The organism is Brevundimonas sp. GW821-FHT09G01, from assembly GCF_059416065.1.
Genome location: NZ_JBWKOL010000006.1, coordinates 218,386 through 238,341 on the forward strand (window position 1 = coordinate 218,386; position 19,956 = coordinate 238,341).

11 protein-coding genes are annotated in these 19,956 nt (G+C 65.4%); 6 read left to right on the top strand and 5 right to left on the bottom strand.

Annotated features, from left to right (window positions below; all coding sequences use genetic code 11):
- Window positions 1-312: 312 nt before the first annotated feature.
- Entirely contained in the window at window positions 313-1,800 is a 1,488-nt protein-coding gene (locus AC07NB_RS13185) for a hypothetical protein (protein ID WP_494571358.1), read from the top strand.
- A 489-nt stretch (window positions 1,801-2,289) separates the two neighbouring features.
- On the opposite strand, the gene AC07NB_RS13190 is transcribed toward AC07NB_RS13185, so the two are convergent.
- From AC07NB_RS13190 to AC07NB_RS13200, 3 genes are all read right to left on the bottom strand, one after another.
- Window positions 2,290-5,025, bottom strand: coding sequence for a DEAD/DEAH box helicase (locus AC07NB_RS13190; RefSeq protein ID WP_494571486.1), 2,736 nt, complete (start codon window positions 5,023-5,025; stop codon window positions 2,290-2,292).
- 691 nt (window positions 5,026-5,716) lie between these two features.
- The gene (locus AC07NB_RS13195) at window positions 5,717-6,490 is read right to left on the bottom strand and encodes a Hachiman antiphage defense system protein HamA (protein ID WP_494571357.1); all 774 of its coding nucleotides are present in this window, start codon (window positions 6,488-6,490) and stop codon (window positions 5,717-5,719) included.
- 191 nt (window positions 6,491-6,681) lie between these two features.
- Window positions 6,682-7,596 (bottom strand): hypothetical protein, encoded by a 915-nt coding sequence (locus tag AC07NB_RS13200; RefSeq protein WP_494571356.1) that lies wholly within the window; start codon window positions 7,594-7,596, stop codon window positions 6,682-6,684.
- Between the two features lie 496 nt (window positions 7,597-8,092).
- On the opposite strand from AC07NB_RS13200, the gene AC07NB_RS13205 reads away from it, so the two are divergent.
- A complete protein-coding gene (locus AC07NB_RS13205) occupies window positions 8,093-8,389 on the top strand; it encodes an immunity 53 family protein (RefSeq protein ID WP_494571355.1) in 297 nt (98 codons plus the stop codon).
- Window positions 8,390-9,068: 679 nt separating this feature from the next.
- Here AC07NB_RS13205 and AC07NB_RS13210 read toward each other — a convergent pair.
- Window positions 9,069-9,962, bottom strand: coding sequence for an SDR family oxidoreductase (locus AC07NB_RS13210; protein WP_494571354.1), 894 nt, complete (start codon window positions 9,960-9,962; stop codon window positions 9,069-9,071).
- A 350-nt stretch (window positions 9,963-10,312) separates the two neighbouring features.
- On the opposite strand from AC07NB_RS13210, the gene AC07NB_RS13215 reads away from it, so the two are divergent.
- Window positions 10,313-15,151 (top strand): PAS domain S-box protein, encoded by a 4,839-nt coding sequence (locus AC07NB_RS13215; protein ID WP_494571353.1) that lies wholly within the window; start codon window positions 10,313-10,315, stop codon window positions 15,149-15,151.
- 220 nt (window positions 15,152-15,371) lie between these two features.
- Here AC07NB_RS13215 and AC07NB_RS13220 read toward each other — a convergent pair whose 3' ends face one another.
- Window positions 15,372-16,064 carry a potassium channel family protein gene (locus tag AC07NB_RS13220; RefSeq protein ID WP_494572584.1) on the bottom strand — a complete coding sequence of 231 codons (693 nt, stop codon included), beginning with the start codon at window positions 16,062-16,064 and terminating at the stop codon, window positions 15,372-15,374.
- 187 nt (window positions 16,065-16,251) lie between these two features.
- Here AC07NB_RS13220 and hxsB point away from each other — a divergent pair, with 187 nt between their 5' ends.
- The 3 genes from hxsB to hxsA are packed head-to-tail and all read left to right on the top strand — an operon-like array spanning window position 16,252 to window position 19,834.
- Entirely contained in the window at window positions 16,252-17,697 is a 1,446-nt protein-coding gene (hxsB, locus tag AC07NB_RS13225; protein WP_494571351.1) for a His-Xaa-Ser system radical SAM maturase HxsB, read from the top strand.
- Window positions 17,694-18,845 (top strand): His-Xaa-Ser system radical SAM maturase HxsC, encoded by a 1,152-nt coding sequence (hxsC, locus tag AC07NB_RS13230; RefSeq protein ID WP_494571350.1) that lies wholly within the window; start codon window positions 17,694-17,696, stop codon window positions 18,843-18,845. The genes hxsB and hxsC overlap by 4 nt, the downstream gene beginning before the upstream one ends.
- A complete protein-coding gene (gene hxsA, locus AC07NB_RS13235) occupies window positions 18,842-19,834 on the top strand; it encodes a His-Xaa-Ser repeat protein HxsA (protein WP_494571349.1) in 993 nt (330 codons plus the stop codon). The genes hxsC and hxsA overlap by 4 nt, the downstream gene beginning before the upstream one ends.
- The last annotated feature ends 122 nt before the right edge of the window (window positions 19,835-19,956 follow it).

Consider the following 19,956-nt stretch of genomic DNA (forward strand, 5'->3'; position numbering starts at 1 on the left):
TGGCTTCGCGTCCGACAACGGAACCGACGTCGCGCGGACTCGGAGGCGCGCGCAACGAGAGATCCGAACGACGTCGCGTGGACCTGAGATGATTGACACCGGTCGTCTGTTCCAAAGGCCTGCTGGCGAGTTCGTCACAGATGTGGTCCGTCTCTGCGTTGGATGGCGCATTACCGACAGGTGGCGGTTAAGGCGAGTTGGATAGAGTGTGGGAAGTCCCGACCGAGACCGCCCGCCATTGCGCCGGTGCAAGTCACTTGAGCGAAGTAGAAAACGGATACAGCTTAGGGTTTGGGCTGGTGGGGGATCATCATGCAGGTTGTCGGAAAGGTTCAAGCGGTCGCGCCGAATGCGCCAGGCGCGCGGGATCGGGTCATGGCGGTCCTAGATGCCTGGGCGGAATGGAAGTTCACGGCTGACACAAGCGGCGCTTCATTTATCAACAAATCCCAGACCGAGGCCTTACTAGATCGCCGTGATGAGGCCGTCGAAGATATGGCCCAGTCTTCCTTCGAGGTGCTTGAGCCGGTTACGGGAGGCCAGCTACGGACCTATGTGCGGGTTCTGGCCAAGGCCGACGTCCTGCACTTCAACTGCACGCTCTCGATATCGGTAGATGGGGGCTTGGCTCCTCCGAACATCGACCTCCACATTCCCCGCTTCGTGCGGGAGATCATCGCGCTCGATCTTGGATGGCGAGCGTCGCCGACCGCAGAAGGCGTGGCCGCCAGGGTTCACAACATCGGACCAGATGGAGTCGACACGTTCCTGCAACTGCTTGAGTTCAGGCAGAGGCGCCTGCCACTGGTTGTGGTCTCGGAGTTTGAGGGCGAGACGCTCGCCAGCGACCTAGACGCACGACTGGCCGCCGATCTATGCGGCTTAGGGCATGTGGTCAGATTGTCCGCCGACGCCGCCTGGAGAATCACCGAACGGCTCGGCAAGGAATGGTCAGTATACAACGGCGCGGTGCGTCTGTTTTGGCCGTTCCGGGTTAACAAAGAACAGTTCCGCAATCACCCCTTGTGGACCTACGACAGTCTGACCCGCCGGGACGGCTCGGCGATCGAAGCCCGGGACCGAGTGAGGTCGCAGCTCCGCGAACGGCTTCTGGAGGCGTCAGCTTTCCTATCCGACGATCGGGCGATGGATCAGTTCCTGAAGGCGGGTGCCGCCGCCGCGAAAGGTCGAGCGAACGATCACGAAGGCGATCCGGTCAGCCTGCTTCAACAGGAGATCGCCGAACTTAGAGAGCACCTCGATCAGCGCGACAGTCAGATCGAGACGTTGAACGCCAATGTTGAGGCCCTCACCATTGCGCTGCAGTCCCGGCCGACCGAGAGCGCAGGCGTGCGGGAAGAGCCGCCGCCTGAGACCGTGCGAGAAGCGCTCAATATCGCGCGGTCTAGACATGGCGACGTGCTGGTCTTCGGTGAGCAGCTTGATGAGACGGTGACGACGCTTCAGGCCGAAGCGGGACCGCCAGACAAGGTTTTGCGATACCTCGATACGCTGGCGGAACTCTCTCGGGCGTTAGAGGCCGGTCCTCTCGGAAACACCATCCCCATGTGGCTGCGCGACTTGGGAGTGGACGCCAGCGGCGAGTCCCGTACGACCCGCGCAAGTCGCGCGGAGCAGAAGCGGCGAACCTTTAGCATTCAGGGCCAGCAGACTTATTGCGAGCTCCACGCCAAGCCGAGCGACGGGGTTGCTCCGCCACTGTGCGTCCGGATCTACTTCGCGACAGCGGATACGTCTCCGAGGGTCCGGATCGGCTACCTGGGCAAGCATTTTGACTGAGCTTCCAGTGCTGTGGCCATGCGCTTGCTTAAAGTGTGAAGAAGGTGAGTTTTCCTCAGGACCGTTTATCGCAGAACAGTGGATGCTACGGGTTGCGAGATCGCCGGCTCCGCCTCAATCCACCTGAGGAGGGTCGCCTGGGCAGCGGCAGTCGAGACGATGCAGGTCAACCTCGTGGCTCAGGGTTGGGTCGGTCTATTTGGCGCGATGCGGGCCCCCCGAAAGGTCGGCCTGATCAGTACCGTCGCGTCCTTGCGAATTTGCGTGACGATTGGCAGTCACGACCCGGGTTCTCGTCGACGACTTCGCAATGTCCTCAGTCAGCTCTGAAGCGGGCATCGGACCTTCGGACTGTGGGCGTCCGCTTTCGGGATGCGGGTCAATGTCCGCTGTTGGCGCATCGCCGACATCACAAGCTACCGCGCCTAACTCCGAAGAGAAGTTCGGGCTGTCCACTTCCGGGCGGTAGGCGCGGAGCTTTTGCCGCCGTCATGCCGCAGGCTCCCATGTCGCCGAGCCGGGACCGACCCGTTCGACATGCGCAAGGTTGTCCCCGGCGATGAAGGACACGCGGTACAGCGCCGGGTGCTCGTCGATCACCCACCGTTCGATCCGCGCCAGCCGTCGGAAGTCGGCCGTCAACACCCAAGCGAAGTGGGTCGCCGGGTCGATCTCCAGTCGGTATTCGCCATCGGCCGGTCGCGGCTGGCCGGGTTGGGGATGTAGCCGACGGCGAACGCTCGTCGTGCGCCAGGCGGGTGCTGCGGCGCCCAGGACGTCGGCGTGGAAACGGCGCCAAAGGTCCTGGGTTTCGGCTGTCGGCCAACCCGCTTGGGCCGTGAGCGCCACGATCTCCTGGCTTTCGAGCCACAGCTTCATGCCGTCGAGGTCGAAGAACGCCGCGTCGCCGGCCTCGATGGCCGCCATCGCCGCGCGGCGCGACGGCAACCCGGCCCGGATCAGCATCGCCGCCATGAAGCTCGGGACCCCGGTCTCCACTGCCGCGGCGGCTCCGCCAGCGACCAGGTCGGGCTCCCAGCCCTGGGTCACACGCCGCGTGCGGATCGCCTCCAGCGCCCAGACCAGCTTGTAGGCGAACGCGTCTTCGACGGTCTTCATCCGATCGGCGCCGATCAAGGCGACATCCGCCCCAGAGATCCACTGACGCAGGATAGCCTGCCAGCCCACCGGCAAGCCGCCATCGAGCGCGAAGGGACGGATCACAAGGATACGGCTCGCCAGTTCCACTAGGGTGTCGCCGAGCGTGTCGGCGTCGGCCTGGATCGCCGCCAAGTCAGCTTGGTCAATGAGTACAGCAAGCTCCTCGGCCAAACCGTCCAAGACGAGCCCGGAGTCCAGGCCGACCCCCATGGCGTAGTGTCCGCGTCTGGTCTCCGACGTGGTGTGCGCCCATATCAGGGCGGCTCGCGTGCGCAGGATAAACCGGTGCCAGTCGGCCTGGTTGGCGTCGAGCCGGGCGATCTGGCGCGCCCATAGCGAGCCGTTTAGGGCCTCGTCGAGGAGTTTCGGCAGCTCGGCGCTGTCGGCGTCCAAGGCTTCGACCAAGCCGAACACCATGGCGTCCAGCTTCTCGACCAGGACCGGCAAGGTGTCCTCGGTCTCTTCATCGTCATGGCCAGCGGCGCCAGCAGGCTGCTCAGCGGTACGCCATCCCATCAGGTTGTTGGCCAGATATTCATATGCGTCGGCACGGGCGAAGACGCCGGTGGCGGTCAACTTCTCAATGACGGCGGAGATGACCTGGACCAAGCCGCTCTCAAGCTTGCGCGCCCGCGCCGACGCGACGAGTTGGCGCCATTGCTCCATCTTGTAGTCGGCATTCTCGGTTATGACGTGGGCCACCAGACCTTCCACGTCAACGAACGCGCGACCCGCCCGGCCAGCGACATTGGCGAACTCCTCGCCCGTGATCGGCTGGCCGGAGCGGACCAAGTACGGAGCCAGGAGCACCGCCGCGTTTAGGTTGAGGCCCTGGGACAGCGTCGGAGAGGCCACGATCACCTTGATGACCCCTTCGCCGAGCAGCAACTCAAGCTCGCGCAGGAACGGGTTTGGCAGCTTTCCGTGATGGATGGCGACGCCGATCTCCAGCGCCTTCACGGCGCAATGATCCGGGCCCAGCCACTCGCGGCCCACCTCCAAGGCCCGCGCCAGCGGTGCCGCGTCCTCCACCAGGCGCGGCAGGTAGCCGCGCCGAACAAGGTTCAGCGCCGCCTTGCCGAAACCTTCGACCCAATTGGCCTGGGTGACGAACACCAAAGTCCGCTTGCCCTGTTGGGCGAACTTCCAGCCGGCCATGACGCTGAGGTCTTGGACGTTGCGTGGGTACGGGTTTTTCTCCTGGCCCCGTGGCGGCAACTGCTCGACGAAACGGGCGACGAACGGTCCCTGCGCTTCGAGATCGAACCCCAGTCGCGCCGAGTGTCCCTGCCAGGTGAGCGAGCCGAACCGCTGCCGGGTCGGCCTCCAGATCGACTTGACGGGCTCGCCCGGGGCGTCGCTCCTGATCCAAGACGTCAGATCGTCCAGTGCTTCTCCCTCCGGCAGGATCGCCGACAGGCAGACAATCCGGCGGTCGGCCGCATCGCCGCGCCGGAGGAGCCGCTGCACCAAGATCTCGTAGCGGATCTCCCGCTCCGACGGCCCGATCAGATGGCCCTCGTCCAACACAATCAGCCCGACATCGTCGATCAGCGTCGGGTCGCTGCGGAGGGCGAAATCCAGTTTCTCCGGCGTGGCGATAACGATCGACCGGGTGCGCAGCGCATCCGCGTCACCTTCCGAGACGCCGGAGGCGCCGTAGAGGGATGAGACCTTGAAACCGAGGGGCGCGAAGGTCTTGCGGAAGGAGCGTTCGGTCTGCGCCGACAGCGCGCGCAGCGGCGTGACGATTAGGACGCGCTTGCCCACCGACAGGGTCATGAGGGCGGCGAGTTCGGCCACGCGGGTCTTCCCGGCGCTGGTCGGCAAGGCGACGACGAGGTCGTCGGTCAGGTCGGTGGAGCGGGCGGCCGCCTCCCGTTGTGAGGGCCAAAGTTCCACTTCAGCCACGCGACGGCCGTACAGACTGCGGATGAAGAGGTCGCGATAGCGGGGGTAGAGGTCGGCCCCGCCCTCGGGCGGCTCGCCGGGCAGCACCTGGTGCAGCGAATGCCCCCACAGGTCTGACAGTAGCGCCCTGCAGATCCGGATCACCCACCACATCGGGACGTTGGCCGCATGGTTCGCCAACCTCACCCCACGGTCGAGGATCGCCAAGGCCCGGGCGTAATGGCGTCCGTCCCCCGTCTGTAGGGCGAAATCGTAATGGGCGAGACTGCGGCACAACACGCCGTTCAGGATGAGGGCGATCGCGTCGTCGGCGTCAATCTCACCGTCTTCCAAGCCCGCGGTGATGGCGTCGTCCGTATTCTCCTCGGCCTCCAGCCAGTCGCGTGTTAACCGGCGAAGCCCGTGCAGGTCGCGCAGGATCAGCCGAACCACGGCGTCTTCGCCGACGGTCGTGTTGAGCGACCCCTCAATCTCCGAGAACAGCGAAAAAGCGATGGCCGAATAGCCAGCCAGGTGATAGCCGGCGGCGGCTAGAAGGCGATAAAAGCCGCGCTCCGAGAAAGCGGCATCGCCGTTGCGCACCAGTGACTCAAAGGCATTCGCTGCGCGTTCGAAAGCCCGGGTGGAGAGTTCGTCACCCTCGCCCGTCTCCTTGAGCGCCAGTGCGGCGCGCAGCACTGAGAACGCATATTCGGCCAAGTCCGCGTCGATGGTCCTGCCGAAGGCCGGCGCCCCATCGGGCAAGACGCCGTCCTGCCGCATCAGCGACCATGCCGACCCGCGTGCCAGGAGTTGCCCCCACAGCCCGGGCTGGATCATCTCGACCAGGAACGCCTGAAGTTCGTCAGGCGTCTCCAAGGTCGCCTGCTGCGATAAAAACCTCGGAGATAAAGTCGGCGTAGTCAGCGATGTGCAGGTTGATCACCGCGTGATTGCGGCCCGCCTCCGCGTCGTTGTAGTCCGCGACCAACGCTGGGATCGGACCGTTGCCCGACATCGTGAATAGCGCGTGGTCGATACGGTTCTTCGCCAGCGCCTTGCGGCCCACTTCGTTGCGGATGCGTCGGCCCAAGTCCTTCTGCTCGTCGTCGCCCTCCAGCAGCCGGTTGGCGATGAACAAGAGAGACGACGGCGTGCACCGACCGTCATCCCGGCGCAGCGCCTTGCGCGCTTGAGTGATCGTCGTCTTGCCCAGGGTCCGGCGGCTCTTGGATTCGCCCTTGAGAAGCCAGAGGCCGCCATCGTCGGCCGCATAGTTCACGCCGATGAAATCGTCGCCCCGCATGGGCACTTCACGGCCGTCCTTGAACCGCATGCGCCGCACCGGCACGTCGAATTCCAGTTGTTCGACCGTCAGTTCGGACGCCAAGATTTCGCCGAGATCGCCGGCCCGCGCCCGCACGCCGGTGGGCAGCAATTCCTTGAGGATCTCCGCCGCGCCGTCATAGCCGAGAGCTTCAACATCGTCCGCAATTCGTTCCAGGTCGTCGTAGTGGCCTCGCACCGCCTCCACGAGCTCATCTTTGATGGCGGCCCGGCCGCCCGGTTTCTCGACGATGGTGATGTACTGCTTCAGCCCATTCTTCTGGACCGTGGTGTGGCACCACTCGTCAAACATAGATAACCCCGCTCCATAACCGTCTCATATGCCACAGCCGTGTGCATCTGCTCCGCAACAACCTGTAGCAGATCGAATGTCGCAATTCTGCCGAGAGGCCAACGACCGCTTATGGCGCTACGCCGACCCATGTGACTCGCAAAGGGCCACTGGGGCGTTATCCTTTCTACGAGGGGCCGCGCGACCCCGGATTACCGAACGTCCAGCACAAAGCTCGACGAACGCGCCGGAGCCAATGGTGGCAGTCCCACTAGGCCTACCCCGGCGACGAACGCGGCTGGTAGCTGCGCCCGCGCAAGCGCGCTCTGAAGCGCGCCAGGGTAGCGCCGCTCAACCTCGTTGAACTCTTCCAGCAGTTCTGCGCGTAACGTCGCGTCGATCGAGGCCTTCGGCGCTAGGGGGGTGCCCTGGCAGAAGGCTGTTCGAGCAGTCACCGGAAGCGCCTCGCAGGCTCTTTGTGCATGGGCCGCATCTACCCCTTGCACATGCCAATAGACCGCGGTGAGAATATCGTCGGTGACGACTATCCCCCCGAGCAGATTGCCGACGTTTGCCTTCACTTCGGCGAGCGGCGTGATGTCAGCAGTGGTGTCATATCGCGGTACGGGATCACCACCACTCACGGCTTGATCGACCAGATATTTGAGTCCGTGAACAGTGCAGACGTCCTGCGCCATCCGGATCCCACGCAACGCGTCCTGATAGCTCGCTACTTGGCTGCGCCCGGTGCTGTACTCGTTCTCGATCACGTTCATGGCGCGATCGGCCAAACCTTTTACGCGCTGGGTGTCCGGCGAAAACAGATAGGCGTCGGCCACATTGTTCGTTGTTCCACCCAAGAACGCTGCAACCAAGGGCACGGACGCGATGGTGTCGGCGTCCGGGGTGTCGGCCAGCGCCAAGGCCGCGACGACCGCTGTCTCGATGAGATTAAGCTGCCGGTCCAGCGACCGCACATCTCGCGTTCCCGCCCCCAAGCGCCGGAAATACAGATCGCACCGGGTCCGAATGACCTCGACGCCCGAGCGCAACAGGGCCTGTGCCTTAATGCCGTCAGTTGGCGCGTTAGATGCATCGAGACGAGACCGTGCGAAGTCGTTCAGCAAGGTTGTGGTGTCAGCCTGGCCTTGGGACTTCGTCGCCGTTCCCGAATCCGGGGATATGGAAGAATTAGGACCATAAACCTCGGACGCCCCTATAAGCGGCGGCGGCGGCTCTAGGTGTGTGCAAGACGCCAAAGCCAAGGCGGCCGCCATCAACCCAATCAGTCTTATCAAAGTCGCCCCCGCGCTTTACCTGCAAGAAACTTGACACAACTTTTTATTGTAGACCAGCGCTGGTGCACCCTGCTCGTCCATGGGCTGGGGGCCGGACGGCGTGGAGACATACTCCAGCCAGTTCTCCGGCAGGATGCGCTCGCGGTTCAGGACGCCGTCGTAGCGGACCTTCGACAATCGACCCGCTGAACGTCTGCTTTCGGGACTGATGCCAACGTCCGGTCATGGCGCTTCGCCGACTTGATCAGCCAGGCAGCGTGAACGTCCGCTAGGGTGGAAAGCGGACATTGCTTCTCATACCGTCCGGATTCTGTAGGCTCGCCGCATGGACGTTCTGGACTGGCTGGCCCACTGGTATGAAGCTCAGTGCGATGGCGACTGGGAGCATGGGTTCGGTCCTTCCATCGGGACCATCGACAATCCGGGGTGGCTGATAAAGATCGATCTCAGCGGGACCGATTGCGACGGGCGCACCCTCGAACGGGTCTGGCACAACCGAGACCACGAGACGGAGTGGTGGACGTGTTGGACGGAAGACAACTCCTTCCAAGGTGCGGGAGGGCCACTCACCCTCCGTTCACTTCTCGAGGCGTTTCGAGACTGGACCGAGAAGGTCCGCTAAGGGTCCGGAGCCGCAGACGTTATTCGCTGGGTCGCTTGATGACTTCGGCGTTTAGCGTTGGTCCTCCATCTGCGCCGTTCGGGACAACCTCGCCTGATACGAACACGCGACCACTGACGAACCCGTCGGTCTGATAGCCCGGGTTCGCAGGTAGCTCTCTGATAATGCGGTGATACTCCTGGTCCACTGCGTCGTTAGCGTTGCGATATCCGATCTCTCCAGCACAGCCGGACTGTTTCAGCTTTGCTCCGCACTCTATGCAGATGCCGCCGTTGTAAGCGTCCAACGTCGCAACCCCTTCGACCCGGTCGCCGACTTGCAAGGTTCGACATTGCCCCTCCGCCAGTGCAATCGTGCGAGGACCGCAGCTCGCCAGCATGAACACGGCAAACAGGATCGTTGCTCTAATCATTCGAAGACGGTCGCACTGGCGGCCAGTGTCCGCAATGGTTCGAAAGCGGACCTCGGCCTCAGCCCGGCTCGAATGCCTGCTTTCAGGCTGCGCGCTAATGTCCGCTGTTGGCGCATAGCAGTCGCCGTCACGGTTGGCGTTTGCTGTTGAGCCGACGGTTGCAGGCTCGGGAAAGTCACCGAATAGCGGAGCTGATGGCCTTCCAGATGTCTGTCATTTTCCACTCATGACGATAACAGCGGCCAGGGTCTCAATGGGTGTTTCGCTTCAAGCGACGCCCGCCCCACCGGTGACGCCATACACCTCGCCGGAGATGAAGCTGCCTTCCTGTGAGGCGAGCAGGACGTAAACAGGGGCGATCTCAACAGGCTGGCCGGGTCTTCCGAATTCGCTCTGCTCACCGAAGTGCATGACCTTCTCCTGTGGCTGGCCACCGGATGGCTGCATCGCTGTCCAGAAGGGACCGGGCGCGACCACATTGGCCCGGACGCCTTTCTTGATAAGCTGCTTCGCGAGGGCCTTGGTATAAGCCACGATGCCTGCCTTGGTCGTCGCATAATCCAGCAGGATCGCCGACGGCTCGTAGGCTTGGATCGAGGCTGTGGTGATGACCGCGGCGCCGGCGGAAAGATGCGGCACAGCCGCCTGCGCGATCCAGTGCAAGGCGTATAGATTGGTCTTCATCGTTCGGTCGAAATCTTCGGTGGACACCTCGCTCACGTCCTCGCGGTACTGCTGGTGACCGGCATTGATGACAAGAATGTCGAGGCCGCCGAGTTCGGCCACCGTCGTGTCGATCATCTGCCGGCACCAGGCTTCGTCCGTGATGTCGCCCGGCAAGGCGACGGCCTTGCGGCCCTCGGCCTCGATCAAGGCGATAACCTCCTGCGCATCCGTCCCCTCGGAAGGCAGGTAGGAAATAGCGACATCCGCCCCCTCACGCGCGTAGGCGATCGCGGCGGCTCGACCGATACCGGAGTCTCCGCCGGTCACGAGCGCTCTGCGGCCCGTTAGTTTACCGGCGCCCCGATAGCTCGTTTCACCATGGTCGGGCTGGGGCTCCATCCTCGCGGCGAGACCGGGCTCAGGCTGCGGCTGCTTGGGAAAAGGAGGGCGCGGATACTGTTCGCGGGGGTCCTGAAGGACAAGACGGCTGTTCATAGTCGGCAGCTTTCTGGACGGGAAGTCCTCAGAAAACTCGGCCCCGGGTCTGCTGTTCCGCCGCAGGTGTCGATCCGCGCCAGGACAGGTGGGCGAGCGTCCGCGTCCCTAGACGGGGCCAAGCGTCCGATCCGACTTGGTGGTCGGAATCCTGCGTTTCCGCCAATTTATGAATGACTGCTTTTGGCGCGATGCGGAGATTGCCCTCGCATTCTGAGGTTTCGCAACACCCGGGCGACTATCCCGGCCGGCGAGGTCCGTATCGGTCGCGGAGTTGGTCCGCTCCTCAGAAATTTGACAGATCAGCCCGGCAGCCTCTGTCACCGTGAAGCCTTTGCCGTTCACGCGCGTTGAACGACGAGCGCCATCTGTGGAGATGGAGGGGGAGCAAGCTTCTGAAAGACTGGGACGAACAGGCCATCGACCACGCCAGGGACCCGGACCCCGGCGACTTCCTGGCAGCAGCGACGGGCGATACGGCTCGCCTGATCCGGGGACATGACTGGGGCTCGACCCCGCTGGGCCCTGTCGAGACTTGGCCGCAGAGCCTCAAGACCGCCACCGGCCTGCTCATTGCCGCGCCCATCCCCATTGTCATGCTGTGGGGCCCTGACGGCGTGATGATCTACAATGACGCCTATTCGGTTTTCGCCGGAGGGAGGCATCCGGACCTGCTGGGCTCCAATGTCCGCGAGGGCTGGCCGGAGGTCGCGGATTTCAACGACCATGTCATGCGGGTCGGCCTGGCTGGCGGCACGCTGGCCTACAAGGACCAGGAACTGACCCTGTACCGTTCGGGCGAGCCGGAACAGGTCTGGATGGACCTCGACTATTGGCCGGTGCCAGGCGAGGACGGAAAGCCGGCCGGGGTCATCGCCACGGTGGTCGAGACGACCGAGCGGGTGCTGGCCGACCGTCAGAAAAGGGCGGTGGCGGAACGCTTGGATATGGCTCTCTCGGCCGGCGCCGGGATCGGCACTTGGGACTGGGACGTACCCAGCGACCGGGTCTACGCGGACGAACGCTTCGCGCGCCTGTATGGCGTCGACCCGGAGATCGCGCGGCGAGGGGCGGCGATCGCCGAGTTCCTCAAGGCGATCCATCCCGACGACGTCGGCCCGACGCAGGCACTGATCGCCAATGCGCTGAGCACCGGCGATGTGTTCAACACCGAATACCGCCTGGTCCAGCCGGGCGGAGAGGTGCGCTGGGTCGCCGCCGAGGGGCGCGCCACGCTGTCAGAGGACGGGCGGCCGTTGCGTTTCCCGGGCGTGACCTTCGACATCACCGAGCGTAAGCGGACGGACGAGTTGCGCGAAGCGCACAACCGCCTGCTCGAACTGGCGATCGAGGACGCCTCGATGGCGACCACCCTCGAGGCGTTGCTGCATATCGTCGAAGAATATTCGCCGTCAGGCATGGTCGGGTCGATCCTGCTGCTCGACGAAGACGGGACGCACCTGCGCCATGGCGCGGCGCCGAACCTGCCGGAAGCCTACAACCAGGCTATCGACGGGATCGCCATCGGAGCCGGCGTCGGCTCGTGCGGCACGGCGGCGCATGGCGGGCAGCCCGTCTATGTCTCGGACATCGCCACGGATCCGCTGTGGGCCGACTTCAAGGACCTTGCCTTAACGCATGGCCTGCGCGCCTGCTGGTCGATTCCCATCCGGTCGGCGTCGGGAGCCGTACTGGGCACCTTTGCGATGTACTACCGCGAGCCTCGCGAGCCCGCGCCCGCTGACCTGGAGCAGGTGGACGTCGTCACGTTCATAGCCGCGCTGATCATCCAGCGAGCCAAGGCGGAAACCGCCCTGCGCGAAAGCGAGGAGCGCTATCGCACCCTGTTCGGCGACAGCACCACCGGCCTGTGCATCATCGAAATGAAATTCGACGCCGAGCAACGGCCGGTCGACTACATGATCGTCGAGGGCAACGCCGCCTTCGAGCAGTTGACCGGGCTGGTCGGCGCCAACGGCAAGTGGGTGTCCGAGGTCGCGCCTGGTCTGGAGCAGCACTGGTTCGACCTGTACGGCCAGGTCGCCCTGACCGGCGAACCGGCCCGGTTCGAGAACCCCGCCGACGTCTTCGGCCGCTGGTATGACGTGCAGGCGCTGCGTCTGGGCCGACCCGAGGATCGACGCGTCGCGATCCTGTTCAACGACATCACCGGCCGCAAGGGTCTGGAGCTGCGCCAGCAGGTGCTGCTGGACCTGAACGACGCCATCCGCGACCTGACCGACCCCGCCGAGATCGCCCAGGCGTCCGCGCGCATCCTGGCCGAGGCCCTGAAGGTCAGTCGGGTCGGTTATGGCGTGATGGACACTGTCGCCGAGACAGTCACCATCGAGCGGGACTACAATGCCCCGGGCGTCCAGAGCATCGCCGGGGTCATCCATTTCCGCGACTTTGGCGATTACATCGAAGACCTGGCGCGCGGCGACGTGGTGGTGTTCGACGACGCCGGCAGCGACCCGCGGGTGACCGACGGCGGCGTGGCCCTGGACACCATCAGCGCTCGAGCCCTGATCAACCTGCCGCTGATTGAGCGCGGCAAGGTCGTGGCCCTGCTGTTCGTCAACAACGCCGCGCCGCGCCACTGGTCCGCGGACGACCTCGCCCTGGTCCGCGAAGTAGCCGAGCGTGTGCGAACAGCGACGGAGCGCGCCCGCGCCACCGTGGCGCTGCGCCGCAACGCCGAGCGCCTGCGCTTCCTGGACGCCCTGAACGTGGAGGTCGCCAAGGTCACCGAGGCCGACGAGGTCCTGGCCGTCACCACGCGCATGACCGCTCAGCATCTTGGCGTGGCCAACTGCGCCTATGCCGACATGGACGCGGACCAGGACGGCTTCACCATTCGCGGCGACTGGGCCGAGCCGGGCATGGCCAGCATTGTCGGTCACTACAGCCTGGCCGACTTCGGCAAGCTGGCGGTGCAGGAGCTGGGCGCCCGGCGGCCGCTGATCATCAACGACAACCTGACCGAGATCGCGCCGGAGGAGGCCGCGACCTTCCAGGCCATCGGCATCGGCGCCACCATCTGCATGCCCCTGGTCAAGGAGGGCCGGCTGACCGCGCTAATGGCGGTGCATCACCGCGGGCCGCACCGTTGGACCGAGGAGGAGCTGGACACCCTCCGCGAGGTCACCGAGCGGTCCTGGGCCCACGTCGAACGGGTGCGGGCCGAGGCCGAGTTGCGCGAGAGCGAGGCCCGCTTCCGCAACATGGCCGACAACACGCCGATGATGATGTGGGTCACCGACCCGACGGGCTACTGCACCTATCTGAACAAGACCTGGTACGAGTTCACCGGCCAGACCGAGGGCGAGGCCGAGGGATACGGGTGGCTGGACGTCACCCACCCTGACGACAAGGCGCGGGCCGAGGACGCCTTCGTCACGGCGAACGCCGCCAAGGCGCCGTTCAAGGTCGAGTATCGTCTTCGGCGGGCCGACGGGGTCTATCGCTGGGCTATCGACGCGGCCAGTCCCCGCTTCGACGCTAGCGGCGAGTACCTGGGCTATGTCGGCTCGGTCATCGATATCGACGAACGGCGCGAAATCGAGGACGCCCTGCGCGCCCGCGAAACCCAGCTAAGCGAACTGAACGCGACCTTGGAGGAGCGGGTCGCCGAGACCTTGGCGGAGCGCAAGGTGCTGGCCGACGTGGTCGAGTCGGTTGACGCCTTCGTTCAGGTGATCGGGCCGGACTTCCGCTGGGTGGCCGTCAACCGCGCCGCCGCCGACGAATTCGAACGTGTCTTCGGACGGCGGCCCGAAGTCGGCGAGTCCCTGCTCGAAGTCCTGGAGCACTTGCCGGAGGAGGTGGCCCGATTCCAGACCCTGTGGGGCCGCGCCATGGGCGGCGCCACGGTCAACGAGGTGATGGAGGTCGGCGATCCGGCCCGGGCCCGGAGCCCGCACGAAATCCGGCTGTATCCGCTGCGCGACGCCGACGGCGGGATCATCGGCGCCTTCAAGTTCGCCTATGACGTGACCGAACGGCTGAACGAACAGGCGCGTCTGCGCGAGACCGAGGAGGCCCTGCGCCAGAGCCAGAAGATGGAGGCGGTGGGCCAGCTGACCGGCGGTATTGCCCACGACTTCAACAACCTGCTTGCCGGCATCTCGGGCAGTCTGGAGCTGTTGTCCAAGCGACTGTCCGAAGGCCGCTTGAACGGCATGGAGCGCTATATCGACGCCGCCCAGGGCTCGGCCCAGCGCGCCGCGTCGCTGACCCAGCGCCTGTTGGCGTTCTCGCGCCGCCAGACGCTCGACCCCAAGCCGACCGACGTGAACCGGCTGATCAACGGCATGGATGATCTGATCCGGCGCAGCATCGGGCCAGACGTGGACCTTGAAGTGGTGGGCGCCGGCGGCCTCTGGATGACCAAGGTCGATCCGTCGCAGCTGGAGAACGCCCTGCTGAACCTGTGCATCAACGCCCGCGACGCCATGGCGCCGGACGGGGGGCGGCTGACGATCGAGACCTCGAACAAATGGCTGGACGACCGGGCCTCGCGCGACCGCGACCTGCCGCCGGGCCAGTATGTGTCGCTGTGCGTCACCGACACGGGCACGGGCATGACGCCAGAAATCCAGGCCCAGGTGTTCGACCCCTTCTTCACCACCAAGCCGATGGGCCACGGAACCGGGCTGGGCCTGTCGATGATCCACGGCTTCGTGCGACAATCGGGCGGTCAGGTCAGAGTCTATTCCGAGGTCGGCAAGGGCACGACCATGTGCCTTTATCTGCCCCGCCACCTGGGGGATGTGGAAGCCGGCGACGCGCCGATCGATCAGCCCGTGGCCGAGGGCGGGCACGGCGAGACGGTCCTGATCATCGACGACGAGGAGACCGTGCGCATGCTGGTCGCCGAGGTGCTGGGCGACGCCGGCTATCGCGTGATCGAGGCGCCCGATGGGCCGTCGGGCTTGGAGATCCTGCGCTCGGACCGGCGTATCGACCTGTTGATCTCGGACGTCGGCCTGCCCGGCGGAATGAACGGGCGGCAGGTTGCCGACGCGGCGCGAGAGACCCGGCCGGACCTGAAGGTGCTGTTCATCACCGGCTATGCCGAGAATGCGGCGGTGGGCAATGGCTTGCTAGCACCTGGGATGGAGGTGCTCACCAAGCCGTTTGTCATGAGCGATCTGGCTTTGAAGGCACATGAGATGATTGAGGCATAGGGCACTCTTCGGGTGTCCGCTTTCTGCCGGCGAGCCGATGTCCGCTTCTGGCGCATTGCTGACTTGTCGTCCGGGGGGCTTCCAAGATGAGGCTGCGACTATTCTCGGACTCCGGGCGGCGAGACGCTTTCGCGCTTATGGGTCCTGACAGAGCTCGGGACCGGGATTTCGGTCATTAGAGGCCGCCGGCGCCGTCTGGCTTCTCCGATTGGACCTGAGCTCAACTTGGGCTTCGGCGGCGCCTCTGCATGGCGTCGCTGAAGGCGGCGGCCAGTATCCCGGTCGGCATCGCGATCACGCCGATGCTGATCAGAGCGACCGCCGTGGCGAGGCATTTGCCCAGGGCCGTGACCGGATAGACATCGCCGTAGCCGATCGTCGTCATGGTCGCCACGGACCACCACAGCGCCCTCGGGATGCTGCCGAACTTGTCGGGCTGGATGGCGCCTTCCGCCAGATAAAGGGCGGTCGCGGCCGCGACCATCAGGACCAGGCCTGCGGCCAAGCTGAGGAACAGTTCGTCCCGCCGGGAGGAGACGGCCTCCATCATATGATCCAGGGCGCGCGACATCCGCCCGAGTTTCGCGAGGCGCAGCAGACGCGCCAGCCGCACGACGCGAAGAAGCAAGGCGCCGGAGCCGCCGACGAAGGCGAACGAGGAGACTATCGCGAGCAGATCGGCGAGGCCGGCGAGCGAGACCATGAATCCCAGACGTTGCGACCAGGCTGGACGGGCCGGGTCCTGTTCCGGCGCAGTCCACACGCGCGCGGCGTATTCGAGCGCGAAGACCAGACCGAACCCCGTCTCGAGGCCAGTGAAGGCCCGCTGATAGGCTCGCAGGGTCGGTTCGGTTTCGAGAACGGCGAGGACGCCGGCCGCCAGGATGAAACCGACCAGCAACCGGTTCAGCATCGACAAGCCCGTGGTCCGGGCGCGCGGATCCAACGCTTTATGCAGCCGCGCCCGGAGCGTCGTCGCAGCCGTGTCGCTCATCGGTTCCACACCCCCGCCTGCCGAATGCATGTCCAGCAGAGATTGATCTTGCACCTAAATCTGAAACGGCGTTCTGTCGCAACTGTGACGGGAAGGGGAGGTCTTGTTGCGACGATCGACCCATCTCGACTCGAACGGCGCGCGTGTGCTCGTCAGCAACGACTTCGGCGACTACGCCGTGCTCGATGCGGACACGCACGCCCGGCTCCTGGACGGGCGCCTTGACGCTTTGGGCGAGCGCTATCGCGACCTGGAAGCCAGGAGCCTGCTGGCGGACCAAGGCCCAGAGGCCTGGAGCGACCTTGAGCGCGCGGCCCACGCCACCCGCAAGGCCTTCCTTCTGGAGGGGCCGTCGCTGCATATCTTCGTCGTCACCCTGCGGTGCGACCATAGTTGCCAATACTGCCAGGTCTCGCGGGCCGGCGTCGGGGCGGCGGGCTTCGACATGTCGAGCCGCGATGCCGCGGCGGCGATCGACCGGGTGTTCGAGTCTCCCTCGCGGGACCTGACCATCGAATTCCAGGGCGGCGAGCCGGCGCTTCGCTTCGACCTCGTCCGGGAAATCGTAGAGTTGGCTCAGCGGCGCAACGAGACCGAGGGGCGTCGCCTCGGCTTTTCCATGGTCTCGACGCTGCACCATCTGTCTGACGCGGACCTGGTGTTCTGCCGCGACAACCAGATCCGCTTATCGACCTCGATCGACGGGCCCGCCGACCTGCACGACGCTCACCGACCCAATCCGACCCGGGACAGCTGGGCGCGGACCATCGACGCCCTGCGTCGGGCCCAGGACATTCTCGGCGAGGACGGCGTCAGCGCTCTGCCGACCCTGACCCGCGCCGCGCTCAGAGACCCCCGGCGACTGATCGACCATTACCGCGCGCTCGGCTTTCCCTCGATCTTCCTGCGGCCGATCAGCCCCTACGGCTTCGCGCTCAAGACCCGCCGGGCGATCGGCTACGACATCGCCGAATTCACCGCCTTCTATGAGCAGGCGCTCGACTACATTCTCGAGCTCAACGCGGCGGGCGAGACGTTCGAGGAAACCTACGCCTCCATCCTACTGCGCCACATCATGACCCCGTTCCACTCGGGCTATGTCGATCTTCGGTCGCCGGCAGGGGCGGGACTGGGCGTGCTCGTCTACAACTACGACGGGGAAGTGTATCCCGCCGATGAGGCCCGGATGGCCGCCCGAACCGGAGACGACCGCTTCTCGCTCGGTCGGGTGACCGATTCCTTCGAGACCCTGATGACCTCGCCGGCCATGCGCTGGCTCGCCACCGGCGCCGTCGCCGAGGCTCTGCCGGGCTGTTCGACCTGCGCCTTCGTGCCCTTCTGCGGGAGCGACCCCGTCTATCATGCGACCGTCCAGGGCGACCCGATCGGCGACCGCGCCACCAGTGACTTCTGTCGCAAGCACACGTCCCTGTTCACCCTGCTGTTCAATCGGCTGGCCGACGCCGATGTCGACACCCTCGCGACCTTCACCGCCTGGGCGCTGCGCAAGCCGCGCCATGAGGTCCTGCAGCCCGGCTGGGTGGACCGATGAGCCTGCCGCTCCATACCCACGCCCGGGTCTCCGGCGTCGAGGAGGTCGGTCTCTACAAGGTCCTCACGCCGGCTGAAGCCGCGTCGGGCGTGTTCGCTTGGTCCGATGTCATCCTATGGGAGGCTCAGGCGCCGGGCTTTGTCGGCTCGCTCTCGGCGGCGCCGATCCGAGCGGCGGGTGTCGAGATCGTCGATCCCCGTGACCCGGCGGTCATCCAGCCCGGCGATGTCATCCGCGTCCGACCCGGCAGCAATCTTGTCTCGGTGCTCTACCGCCGCGACTCGCGCGCCAACACCCTGTTCGCCACGGAACAGTGCAACAGCCGCTGCCTGATGTGTTCTCAGCCGCCGAGGAATGAAGATGATTCCTGGCGCGTCGCGGAGTTGCTCAAGCTCGTTGAATTGATCGACAAGGACGAGGCCCAGCTCGGCGTCAGCGGAGGCGAGCCGACCCTGCTCGGAGAGGCGCTCGGCGCTCTGATCGACGCCTGCGCCCTGCACCTGCCAGCCACCAGCCTCCACATCCTCACCAACGGCCGCACCTTCGCCGATCGCCTCGTCGCCGAAAGCCTGGCTCGCCGTGGTCATCCGGCGGTGACCTGGGCGGTTCCGCTCTACAGCGATGTCGCGGACCTGCATGATGAGGTGGTCGATGCGCCCGGCGCGTTCGAAGAGACCCTTCAGGGGCTGTACGAGCTGGGTCGGCTCGGCGCCAAGGTCGAGATCCGTGTGGTCTTGCACAGGATGACCGTCGATCGCCTGCCTCAGCTCGCCTCCTACATCTACCGGCGGCTGCCGTTCGTGGAGCATGTGGCGCTGATGGGGCTCGAGCCCATGGGCTACGCCAAGACCAACCGAGACCGCCTCTGGATCGATCCGCTGGACTACATCCCCCAGCTTTCGGACGCAGTCTTCCACCTGGCCCATCGCGGCCTGCCGGTGTCGATCTACAACCTGCCGCTCTGTGTCCTACCGGAAGCGCTGTGGCCCTATGCGCGCCAGTCGATCTCCGATTGGAAGAACGACTTCGCGCCCGAATGCGCTGGCTGCGAGCTGGCCGGATCCTGCAGCGGTTTCTTCGCCTCGGCCGGCCCGACCTGGCGCAGCCGCGGCGTCCGCCCCCTCAAAGCCCTGGAGACCGCCGCATGAAATGGCGTGATCATCTCGTTCTGTTGCTCGGTGCCGCCAGTCCTTTCGCCGCCGCCGAGCCGGCGCTCGCCCAACCCGGCAGTGCAGGGGAGACCGTTGACCGGAATCCTAGCGATCTGGTGCGCGCCGCGACCTACTGGCGCGATCCCGCCCAGACCAAGCGGCTCCTCGAGCTGGCTCAACACCGCAGCCATTCCAGCCATCGCAGCCACAGTTCCCACCGGTCGCACTATTCCGGCAGCGGCGGCTATCGCGCGCCGCGTTACACGTCCCCTGCGCCGCTTTACTCGCGACCGGCCCCGCACCGGCCGGCGGCGCCCGCTCCAGCGCAGGCGCCGGCGCCGGCGACCAGCCATCCGTTTGTCTCCTCCGGATTATCGGCCCCCAGCGACCGGATGTCCGGCCGCGCTTTCTCGCAGGGCGAGATTCGCACGGTCGTTCGGCGGGTCCAGACCGCCCTCACGGTCCGTGGTTATGACACGGGCGGCGTCGACGGCTTGCTCGGGTCCAATACGCAGACCGCCCTCCGATCTTTCCAGGCCGCCAACCGTCTGCGCGTCACCGGCTACCTTGACCTCGAGACGCTGGACGCCCTCGGGGTGACGACAACGGAGCCGTCCCTCGGCGCTTCGCCGTCAGCCGCTGTTCCCGGCCCGGTCGTCGTTCAATCCCCGGCCCCCCTTGAATCACCACAGCCTGTCGCAATCCCGGCCGAGCCGGAATGGCTCGATCAGCCCACCTCCGCAGATCTCGAACGCCTTCGGCCCCGTGCAGCCAATCGCCGAGCGGGCCATGCCTTCGTGAAATGCTCTGTGCTGGACGATGGGACCCTGACCGCTTGCGAGTCTCTGTCCGAGACCCCGCCGGGGAGCCGGTATGGCCAGGCCGGTGTCCGGGCCGCTGCTCTCTACCGGATGCGCGTCGATGGCGAGTACGCCGCCTATGCGGGCCGTGAGGTCGAGATCATCGTCAGTTGGCCGAGTATATAGCTGGAGGGGAGTAACCGGTCGTCATCATGTCCTGCGGAATGACGTCTTCCGGCAAGGGAATCGATGTCCGCTACTGGCGCGTGGCCGACGCTTCGGACGTGATCCGCTGGGTTGTTCAGTTC

Bases quoted from the DNA above. Each gene is read 5' to 3' on its own strand.
- AC07NB_RS13185 (WP_494571358.1), top strand. From the start codon at position 313: ATGCAGGTTGTCGGAAAGGTTCAAGCGGTCGCGCCGAATGCGCCAGGC.
- AC07NB_RS13190 (WP_494571486.1), bottom strand. From the start codon at position 5,025: ATGTGGTGGGTGATCCGGATCTGCAGGGCGCTACTGTCAGACCTGTGG.
- AC07NB_RS13195 (WP_494571357.1), bottom strand. From the start codon at position 6,490: ATGTTTGACGAGTGGTGCCACACCACGGTCCAGAAGAATGGGCTGAAG.
- AC07NB_RS13205 (WP_494571355.1), top strand. From the start codon at position 8,093: ATGGACGTTCTGGACTGGCTGGCCCACTGGTATGAAGCTCAGTGCGAT.
- AC07NB_RS13210 (WP_494571354.1), bottom strand. From the start codon at position 9,962: ATGAACAGCCGTCTTGTCCTTCAGGACCCCCGCGAACAGTATCCGCGC.
- AC07NB_RS13220 (WP_494572584.1), bottom strand. From the start codon at position 16,064: ATGCTGAACCGGTTGCTGGTCGGTTTCATCCTGGCGGCCGGCGTCCTC.
- hxsC (WP_494571350.1), top strand. From the start codon at position 17,694: ATGAGCCTGCCGCTCCATACCCACGCCCGGGTCTCCGGCGTCGAGGAG.
- hxsA (WP_494571349.1), top strand. From the start codon at position 18,842: ATGAAATGGCGTGATCATCTCGTTCTGTTGCTCGGTGCCGCCAGTCCT.